This is a genomic window from Acidovorax sp. (assembly GCF_021287135.1).
Taxonomy (GTDB): Bacteria; Pseudomonadota; Gammaproteobacteria; order Burkholderiales; family Burkholderiaceae_C; genus Acidovorax.
This window is the reverse complement of record NZ_JAJTBB010000019.1, coordinates 1-9365: the sequence shown is the minus strand read 5'-3', so window position 1 is coordinate 9365 and position 9365 is coordinate 1. Positions and strand designations below refer to the sequence as shown.

Genomic DNA, 9365 nt, shown 5'->3' with positions numbered 1-9365 from the left:
GCGACACGCTGGCAACCGACGCGACCTGCGGCCAGGTGCCCAGCACCTTCAGCTCGGCACGGTAGCCGGTGCGCGTGTCGGGGCCGGTGCCGTGGCCCGGGGCCGCCTGCTCGGCCAGCACCACGGGCATCAGGCTGGGGCTGGCACTGCGCTGGGCAGACAGGGGAATCTGCGCGGTCCACACGCTGCCGTTCCAGGCCTGGCCCCAGGGCGCGGCGTTGTCGATGACGCCGCTGGCCTCGGGGAACAGGTCCAGCACCCGCCCGCGCAGGGCCACGGGCAGGCCGTGCACGCTGATCTGCAGGGCGTGGTCGTCGGTGATGCGGGCCTGGCTGTCGGGCAGCACGCCCTGCGTGTCGGCCAGCAGGGGCCGGGGCTGGGCCTGGGCCGCGGCCTCGAACGCGGCGGCGTTCAGCGCCGTGGTGCTCTTGAGGGGCAGCTGCAGGGTGAAGTCGCCTTCTTCCGGGATGCACTCCTTGCGGCACACCAGCCAGGTGGCGTGGAGCTTGACGGTGACGTCCTGCGCCAGCGGGCCGGGCGCAAAGGTGCTGGCCACCGTGACCGGCACCGGCAGCAGCACCGTGCCTTCGTAGCCGTAGTTGGCCAGCGTGCCGATGGGAATCTTGCGGGGCAGCGGCCAGGCGATCTCGCCCGCGTCCAGCCCCGGCGGCAGCTGCCAGGCCAGCTCGGTGGGCAGGCCGGAATCGCCGGGGTTGCGCCAGTAGGTGTGCCAGCCCGGCTGGTGGGTGATCTGCAGGCCCAGCCACAGCGGCTGGCCGGGCGCCACGCCCTGCGGCGCGTGGGCGACCAGGTCGGCGCGCACGTGGGGCGTGGAAACGCCGCTGGTGCCCTGGCCTGAGGATTTGGTGGGAAATTGGGCGCTAGCGCTTGTCCATAAAGCGCTGGCAGCTATCAAAAAGAGAGTGACGACAACGTGTCGGAGCGGGCGGTGCGGCATGGTTGCAGTGTGGGAGCGGGGTGGGTGGGTTTGGTTCCGGCGCTGCGGAGGTCCCCGCAGCCCGCATTGTCGTCCCGCCCGGCCGCCCGGCCGCCCGGCCGCCCGCAGGCACGCGGGGGCGTGCGTGCCCCAGGGCGGGGCGGGCGAACCCGCGCCCGCCGGCGCAGCGCGCTGGCCTGCTACGTTCCCAGCGACAGCTCCGCGTGCGGCTGCCACTTGTCCGCTGGCTTGGGGTCGGCCTTGGGCGCGGCGATGAACAGCCGCTCCGCCGGCACCTTCTGCGCGGCCAGGTAGTCGCGCACGGCCTCGCCGCGCGCTTGGGCCAGTTCGGCAGACATGGCCTGCGTGGCGGGCTGGTTGGCGATGAGCAGGGCCTCCATCTCCGGCACCGTGAGGTCCTTGGCCAGGCCCACCAGATTGCGCGGCTTGGGGATGTCGGCGCGGCGGTACACCGCCTTGAGCAGGTCCGGGTACTCGGCGTCCGACACGGGGGTGGCGTCGTCCGGGCTGGCGCGGCGCTTTTCGGCCAGTACGCGCTGGCGCAGGCGCTCGCGCTGCAGGCCCTCGCGCTCGTCCTGCAGGCTGGCCAGGCCGGTCACGGTGAGCTTGAGCGCGGGGCGGTCGCCCAGGGCCTTGGCCACCTTGTCCAGGCGTTGCTGCGCCTCGGGGGTGAGCGTGGCGCTGCCGGGGGCGAACGCCACGTTGCTCATTTCCTCGCCGCCGCCGAAAGCATTGGCCAGCAGCGCGAACGGCGCCGTCAGGGCCTTGCCGATCAGGTTCAGGATGATGCGGCCGATCACCGGGCCCAGGCGGAACTGCGGGTCGTTCAGCGAGCCGCTGATGGGCAGGTCCAGGTCGATCACGCCGTTGCGGTCGGCCAGCAGCGCCACGGCCAGCTTCACGGGCAGGCTGGCGGGCGCGCCCTGCACGGGCTCGCCGAAGGTCAGCTGGTTCAGCACGAGCCGGTTGCTGGCCGTGAGCTGGCCGTTGGGCAGCACCTTGTAGGTCACGTCCATGCTGAGCTTGCCGCGCTCGATGCCGTGGCCTGCGTACTTCACCGCATAGGGGCTCAGCGGCGGCAGTTCCAGGCCCCGCACCGCGCCCACGATGTCCAGCGCCAGCGGCTTGGCCAGCGGGTTCAGCTTGCCCGTGACTTCCAGCGAGGCCGAGCCCTCGGCCCGGCCGCGCAGCTCCAGGTCGGCCAGCACGGGCTCGCCGCCCGGCGCCTGCGAGGAGAAGGCGCTGAGCCGGCCCGTCAGCTCCGACAGGTCGGCGGAGTAGTTGGGCTTGATGAAGAAGTCGGAAAACGCGACGCGGCCGTTGACCAGGCTCACCGGCCCGAACTGCACCACCGGCGCCAGCGGGTTGGCCTGCGCCACGGCGGCGGGGGCGGATGCGGCAGAGGCCGGCGCGGCGGCCACGGCAGCAACCGGAGCGGAGGCTGCGGGCGCGGACGCCGGTGCCGCGGCCGGGCCGGCAGCGCTGGCCGCGGCATTGGCGGCGCGGGCCTCTTCGGGCGTCTTGGCGATGTCGCTCAGGTTGATGCGCCCGGCCTCGTTCACCGTGATGCGCGCAAAGAAATCCACCAGGCTGGTTTCCTTGACCTCCACGCGCGGCGCGGTGCCGGGCGCGGTAGCCACGGCCAGGCCGCGCAGGTTCAGGCTCTTCCAGGCCAGCAGTTCCTCGCCCACCTGGGCTTCGGTCTTGGGCGTGGAGGCGGCGGTGCTGTTGGCCTTGAGGTCTTCCACCACCGCATCGCCGGCCAGGCGCAGGCTCAGTCCCTTGTCGGACTGCGAGGCGCTGACCTGCCCCCGGTAGCCCACGTCGGCGCGCAGCAGTTCCACGGCCAGCTGGCCGGCCAGGTAGCCGTCCAGCGCATGCAGCGGCAGCCGCGTGGCCTCCAGCTTGCCCTGCGTGGCCAGCGGCTGCAGCGCCAGCGTGCCCTGGTAGTCGAGCTTGCCGGCGGCGGCAGCCTTGCTGCCCCGGCCGGGCACCGCCGCGCGGGCCGTCAGCTGAACGGGCTCCGGCTTGCTGCCGTCGGTGGCCAGATTGCGGGCCGAAAGGCCCAGGGCCGTCAGCTCCAGCGCCACCGGGCGGGGCTGGGCGTTGTCGGCCAGGCTGACGGTACCGTCCTGCACCGAGAGTTCGGCCACGCGCAGCTTCCAGGGCGTGGCGGAGCGCTGCGTAGCCGCAGGCTCGGCGGCCTGCGTGGCGCCTTGCGCCGGGGCGGCCTTGAGCCAGCGCTCGAACATCCAGCGCCCGTCGGCGCCGCGCTCCACGGCGATCTGCGGGCGGTTGAGCGCTAGGCGCTCCAACGTGGCGGTGCGCGCGTCCAGCGGCACCTGGGCGCCCGCCAGCTCCAACTGGCCCAGGCCCGCGAGCGTGGACTTGCCCTGCCGCAGCGCCAGCTGTTCCAGCACCAGCGGGCCGGCCGTGAGGGTGACGCCGGTGGCGCCGCTCTGTGCGCCCTGCGCGGGCTGGGCCGGTGCCTCCCACTGCACGCCCACGTCGCCAGTGAGCTGGCCGGAGACGGCAGGCTCCAGCACCTGGGCCAGGTAGGGGGCGGCCAGCTGCAGCGGCAGCGCCTTCAGCGTGGTGGTGACGCGGGCCTTCTGGTCGGTGGCCTCGCCCGCAAACTGCAGCGGGCTGCCCTGCAGGTTCAGGCTGCCCTGGAAGGTGAGCGGCTTGGCCCAGGGCAGGGCCAGGCCGGACGCGTCCAGCGTGAGGTCCGTGGCCTGCAGCGCGGCCGCCGGGCGCGTGGACTGGTCCGCCCAGCGCACGGTGCCGCCGCGCACGGCGGCCGTGGCCACTTCCACCGTCCAGGCGGGTGCCGCCGGCTTGGGCGCTGCGGCCGATGCCTTGGAGGCCTTGGATGCCTTGCTGCGGGGCTGGGGCGCCGGCGCGGGGGCTGTGGCCCTGGATTCGCCGGCCGGGGACGCCGCCAGCTGCGCCAGGTTGATCTGCCCCGCCGCATCGCGCGTGGCGGTGAGCACCGGCCCCGTCAGTTCGACGTGTTTCAGGCGCACCACCTGTTCCAGCGGGCGCACGTCGTCCATGTCGATGGCCAGGCGCTCATAGCTCAGCAGGTCGGCGCCCTGGCGGTCGGCCACGCGCACGCCGCGGGCGGCCACCGTGCCGGTAAGCTTCACGGCCATGCGCGGGTGCTGTTCGAAGGCCACCTTCACATCGGCGTCCAGCGTGGCGCCCTGCACCTTGACCGGAAGGCTTGCGGGCAGGTAGCCCAGGTAGGACGCGAGGTTCAGCCCGTCCAGGCGCAGGTGGGCGTCCGTGTGGCCAGTTTGCGCAAATGGCGTGCCCTCGGCCGACGAGTCGAAGGCACTGCCATCGAGCGTGAACGCAAGGCGCGGCTCCACCTTGATTTCGCGCTGCGACGGCAGGGTGCTGATGAACGGCACGTTGAGCGTGAGTGCGCGGACCTGGTGGGTGCTGCCCACCGTGCGGTCGGTGAAATCGATGCTGCCGCCGGTGAGCGCCAGGTTGTAGAGCGCCAGCCGCGCGGGCCCCTTGTCGGGCTCGGGCTCGGGCTCGGTGGGGCGCGCGGTGACCTTGGCCAGGATGTCGTCCACGTCGTAGTGCCCGTCGCCCAGGTGCGTGAGGCGCAGCACCGGGTTCTCGACGGTGAAGGCGTCCACCACCGGCGCCAGGCGCAGCAGCGATTGCAGCTCGCCGTCGGCATAAATGCGGCCGATGGTCAGCTGCGGGGGCGCGCCCTCGGCGCCGGCCACGGTCACGTCGCGCAGCGCGAGCTCCAGGCTCCACGGCCGGAAGTCCAGCGCGCCGATCGTCACCTGGCGGCCCAGCTGCTCGGAGGCCGCACGCTCCAGCGGCCCCTTGGCCAGGGGCGGAACGGCCAGCCAGGCCAGCAGCCACAACGCGCCCAGCCCCGCCACGGCGCGCAGGGCAGGGCGGAACCAGCGGTGCTGGCGCAGGGTGGCAAGGGAAGCGGGGGCGGAACGCAGGGAAGTCGGCATGGCGGAAGGCTGTGGTGGCGGCGTGGCGCGCCGGCGGGGGCTCCAGGGCGCGGGGCACCGGAGCGCCAAGGCGCGCGGGCGCTATTGTCCCCGGCGGCCGTCCGGCCGCGTAAACCATTGCAACGGGCGCGTTGCGTCAGTTCAATATTGTTGACATTGGCAGTTCAGGGGGCAAAGCCCAGCACCACCCTGCGTGTGGTGGGTCTTCGGGGGAGGCTTCTGGTGCGCACCCACTTGCGCTGCGCGCAAATGAGTGCACCCCAAAGAAAAGCGCTTTCGCTTCGCTCACTGGGCAAAGCCCAGCACCACCCTGCGGGTCGTAGCGCTTTTTTTCTCGATTTTGGTGACCACGATGGCGCCGATCTCGGCCGTGTTGGCCACATGCGTGCCGCCGCAGGGCTGCAGGTCCACCAGCGGCGCGCCGCCGTCGCCGCCGATGCGGATGGTGCGGATGCGGCCCGTGCCGCGCGGGGGCTGCACGCTCATGCTCTTGACCAGGCCGGGGTTGGCGTCCAGTTCTTCGTCGCTGATCGACGCCACCGTGATCGGGTGGGCGGCGGCCACCAGGGCGGCGATGCCTGCCGTGAGCTGGTCCTTGTCCAGCGGGTCGGTCATGGCGAAGTCCAGCCGGGCATAGTCGGGCGTGATGGAACAGCCGTTGACCAGCTGGGGCACCACATGGCACAGCAGGTGGCTGGTGGTGTGCAGCCGCATCATGCGGTGGCGGCGCTCCCAGTCGATGCGGGCCGTGACGGCGGTGCCGGGCGTGAGCCGGGCCACGCGCTCCTCCTGGCCTGGCGCGGGGAGGTGCACGATGTCGCTGGTGGGGTTGCCGTCCGCGTCCTTGCCCTTGCGGGTGTCGGCAATGGCGATTTCGGTGCCGTCCGCCAGGGCCAGCACGCCGCTGTCGCCCGCCTGGCCACCGCCCAGGGGGTAGAACACGGTCCGGTCCAGCACGATGCCGGTGTCGGTGACGGCAGTGATGTGGGCGCTGCACTCGCGCAGGTAGGCGTCTTGGCGGAAGAGGTCGGTGGTCATGCGGTGATGGTAGCGCGGGCCCCTGCGCCGCTACCATCGCGGGCATGACCGCCGCCGCTGCCCCTTCCCCTTCGTCCGCGCCCCTCGCGCTGCCCTCCCGCTTCTGGGCCGACCTGTCCACCCGCGACTTTGCCGCGCTGCAAGCCAGCGGCCAGGCGGAGCAGGTGGTGGCCGTGCTGCCCGTGGCGGCCGTGGAGCAGCACGGCCCGCACCTGCCGCTGTCGGTGGATGCCACCCTGCTGCAGGGCGTGATCGACGCCGCGCTGCCGCAGCTGCCCGCCGGCCTGCCCGCGCTGTTTTTGCCGCCGCAGAACGTGGGCCTGAGCCCGGAGCACCTGCGCTTTCCCGGCACGCTCACGCTGTCGCCCGCCACGGTGATCGCGCTGTGGACCGAGATCGGCGAGTGCGTGGCCCGTGCGGGCGTCAAGAAGCTGCTGCTCTTCAACGGCCACGGCGGCCAGGTGAGCGTGATGGACATCGTGGCGCGCGAGCTGCGCACGCGCTGCGACCTGCTCGTCTACAGCGCCAGCTGGTTCAGCCTGCCGCTGCCGGATGCGGTGGCCGGCCAGTTCAGCGCCGAGGAGCACCGCTTTGGCATCCATGCGGGCGAGATCGAGACCTCGATGATGCTGCACCTGTCGCCCGGCACGGTGCAGATGGCGCACGCCCAGGCGTTCCGCTCCACGTCCCAGGACCGCGCCGAGCGCTACGCCATCCTGGGCAACGGCCGGAGCGCCAAGCTGGGCTGGCAGATGCAGGACTACCACCCCGCGGGCGCCGTGGGCAACGCCGCCGCAGCCACCGCCGAGAAGGGGTGCGCCGTGGTGCAGGCGGCGGCCACGCAACTGGTGGCGCTGTTGCAGGAGCTGCATGTGTTGCCCTTGGGCACGCTGCGCAGCGAGGGGGCATAAGCCCCTCAAGGCTTCAAGAACCATCTCGCCTGAGAGAGCGCACGGGCGCGGTCGCGTCGATCGGACAGGCGCAGCAGGAGGGGATTGGCGACTGACACCTCTGTAGCACACCGTCTCGCAAGGCGTGGCCCAGCGCGGGCTGCGTCGTGCGCAAGCACGTGCGCCGTCCGCGACCGCCTGGCTGCCTGCTGTGGAGTGGCTCCACCGCCATCGCTCGCGCCCGTGTCTTCGCGGATCGCTTGCTTGAAAGCGGTTGTGGGGAAAGGCCCCGGAAAGGGATGGCTTGCCGTGCATGCGCGAGAGGGGCTGGCCCAGCATCTCGCCCGCCGTTTTGGCGGCGCCACGGCCGTGCCGGGGGTGCACGCCGCCGCGTTGTGGCCGATTTTCGGGATCGCCTTTTGCCGTCCAGCCTTCCGCTAAGGCGCAAGCAACCGTGGTTTTCGGCGCTGGGTGCCGCTTTGGCTTTGGCGCAGGCCCAGGGTTGCCATCAACCCCGCCAGCAGCATCAGCGCCCATTCGCTCAGGGCGGGGATGCCTACCGCACCGGCCAGCGGCACCCCCACGCCGCCCGGGTCTGTGATGTAGCCCGCTGCGGGGTTGCTGTCGCCCACGCCGTTATCGGTGATGCTGAACGTCACCTGGTTGCCGCTGACCACCGCCCCCGGCAAGGCGTACCAATGGGGCGTGGAGCTACCGCCAAACTCGGGGCCGTACTTGTAGTACTTGGCCCCTGCCGGCAAGGCTTGCGGGTAAGTGATCGTGAAGTTCAGTGTGGCCCCCGCATTGCACTGCGTGGTCGTGAAGCTGAACGTGCCGTAGGGCAGCGAAACCTTGTCGGGCGTGGTCGTGGCCGCCGCGTAGCTCGACGTGGCCAGGCTGCAATCGGGGCCGCCCCCCGTAAAGCTGGCGGTGATGTTGCCACTCCCCGAACCCGCGGGTGCGCTGTAGGTGGTCACCGCCGCCAGCGTCGTCACCTGGAACACCGCCGACATCGAGGCAATGGTCAGCGTGGCCAGGCTGGTGGTGCTGAAGCTGGCGGCTGAGGTCAGCCGCACCGTCACCGTATCGCCGTTGTTCACGTTACCTGCGGCCGCGGTGTACGCCCCACCATTGATGGCGTACAGCCCTCCCGTGACACTGATCGCCACGCCGTTGGTGATGCCCGCCACGGTGATGCTGTTGGAGGTGATGGCCGTGCTCAGGGGAACGCCGGTTTGAGGCATGAAGCTGAACGCGCCGGGCGTGGTATTCGAAAACGCATAGCCCAGCACCGTGCCGCTGCCGGTTCCGGCAAACACCTGGGCCCCGTTGGGCCGTACTGCCAATGACGTGATGACCCGGTTGCCCAGGCCTGAGGCAAACGGACCGGTGCCCGCCCACTGGTCATATACCGGTGCAGCATGGGCCAAAGGGGTCAGCGCACACAGGGCGATGCAGCGCAGCCAAAAAGTATTCATGGTGTGCTCCGCGGACTCAGTTGGGCAGGCCGGCGCTCAGGGCGGCCCAGCTTGCACAGTCGTTGCTGCTGACAAACACCCCCGCTTCAGAGCCAGCGAAGAGCGAGCCTGCGTTGTCCATCGCCAGGGACAGCAGGTTCAGATTGGGGGGCTGCGAGGCGCAGGACGCCCATGTGGCGCCGCCGTCGGTACTCTTGAACGCCCCGCCACCGTAGCTGGCGGCGAACACCGTGGCCCCACTCCCCGGCTTGATCTGCAGCGCCCGCACATCCGTGTTGGCTGGCTGGGTGCTGGCGGCGGTCCAAGTGCCGCCACCGTTTCCGCTGCGGTAGATGCCCGCCCCGTCCACCCCGGCGTACACGCGGCCGGGGTTGGCCGGGTCCACCGCCAGCACGGTGGGGCTGTACAGGCCTGCGGCATTGGGCAGGCCGGTGCTGTGGATGGCCCAGGTGGCGCAATCGGCGCTGGCAAAAACCCCGCCTTGCGTCGCTGCGTACAGCGTGCCGCCACTGTCCACCACGAGCGCATACGCGTTCAGGTTCAAACCGGTGTTGGCGCATGCGGCCCAGTGTGCCCCGCCATCGGTACTTCGGAAAATGCCGCTGCCGTAACTGGCCGTGTACAGCGTGGCCGCCGTGGCGGGGTGCGCCACGGCGGCCTTCAGGCGGCGGTCCGTCGGCTGCGTGATCGCGGCGCTCCAGGTGGCGCCGCCATCGTCCGACAGGTGCATCCCGGAACCTGCCACGGCAGCGCGCAGCTGCTGGGGATCGGAAGCGCTCAGCAGCACGGCGTTGACCTGCTTGGACGGGGTGAACAGCACGTTGTAGGCGGGTGCGCTGCCTTTGAAGTGAATCCAGCCCAGGTTCTCGGCCCAGGCCCAGCCGTCAAACACCCCGTTGGAGGAGTTGAGCGTGACGCCGCCACCCGTGGGGTCAAAACGCACCCAGCCCGCGGTCTCGCTCCAGCCGTAGCCCGACAATGCTGCCCCGTTGAGGTTCACGCCCCAGTC

General features: G+C 71.4%; 5 protein-coding genes and 1 pseudogene. 1 reads left to right on the top strand and 5 read right to left on the bottom strand.

The window, feature by feature from the left end:
* The 3 genes from LWW96_RS04140 to LWW96_RS04130 all read right to left on the bottom strand — a co-directional run.
* A partial coding sequence (locus LWW96_RS04140) for a protein-disulfide reductase DsbD domain-containing protein (RefSeq protein ID WP_291484408.1) occupies positions 1 to 958 on the bottom strand: 958 nt, incomplete at its 3' end.
* A 179-nt stretch (positions 959 to 1137) separates the two neighbouring features.
* Positions 1138 to 4950 carry a DUF748 domain-containing protein gene (locus tag LWW96_RS04135; RefSeq protein WP_291484407.1) on the bottom strand — a complete coding sequence of 1271 codons (3813 nt, stop codon included), beginning with the start codon at positions 4948 to 4950 and terminating at the stop codon, positions 1138 to 1140.
* 285 nt (positions 4951 to 5235) lie between these two features.
* Positions 5236 to 5988, bottom strand: a complete 753-nt coding sequence (locus LWW96_RS04130; RefSeq protein ID WP_291484406.1) for an alanyl-tRNA editing protein — start codon at positions 5986 to 5988, stop codon at positions 5236 to 5238.
* Between the two features lie 44 nt (positions 5989 to 6032).
* Between LWW96_RS04130 and LWW96_RS04125 the strand changes: the two genes are divergently transcribed.
* On the top strand, positions 6033 to 6899 hold the full coding sequence (locus LWW96_RS04125; protein ID WP_291484405.1) for a creatininase family protein: 867 nt from the start codon (positions 6033 to 6035) through the stop codon (positions 6897 to 6899).
* A gap of 416 nt (positions 6900 to 7315) precedes the next feature.
* Here LWW96_RS04125 and LWW96_RS04120 read toward each other — a convergent pair whose 3' ends face one another.
* Both LWW96_RS04120 and LWW96_RS04115 read right to left on the bottom strand, forming a co-directional pair.
* Positions 7316 to 8356: an IPTL-CTERM sorting domain-containing protein gene (locus LWW96_RS04120; protein WP_291484404.1), complete on the bottom strand. Its 1041-nt coding sequence runs from the start codon at positions 8354 to 8356 to the stop codon at positions 7316 to 7318.
* 16 nt (positions 8357 to 8372) lie between these two features.
* Positions 8373 to 9365, bottom strand: a pseudogene (locus LWW96_RS04115) (hypothetical protein); the annotation flags it as partial.

Bases quoted from the DNA above. Each gene is read 5' to 3' on its own strand.
- LWW96_RS04135 (WP_291484407.1), bottom strand. From the start codon at position 4,950: ATGCCGACTTCCCTGCGTTCCGCCCCCGCTTCCCTTGCCACCCTGCGC.
- LWW96_RS04130 (WP_291484406.1), bottom strand. From the start codon at position 5,988: ATGACCACCGACCTCTTCCGCCAAGACGCCTACCTGCGCGAGTGCAGC.
- LWW96_RS04125 (WP_291484405.1), top strand. From the start codon at position 6,033: ATGACCGCCGCCGCTGCCCCTTCCCCTTCGTCCGCGCCCCTCGCGCTG.
- LWW96_RS04120 (WP_291484404.1), bottom strand. From the start codon at position 8,356: ATGAATACTTTTTGGCTGCGCTGCATCGCCCTGTGTGCGCTGACCCCT.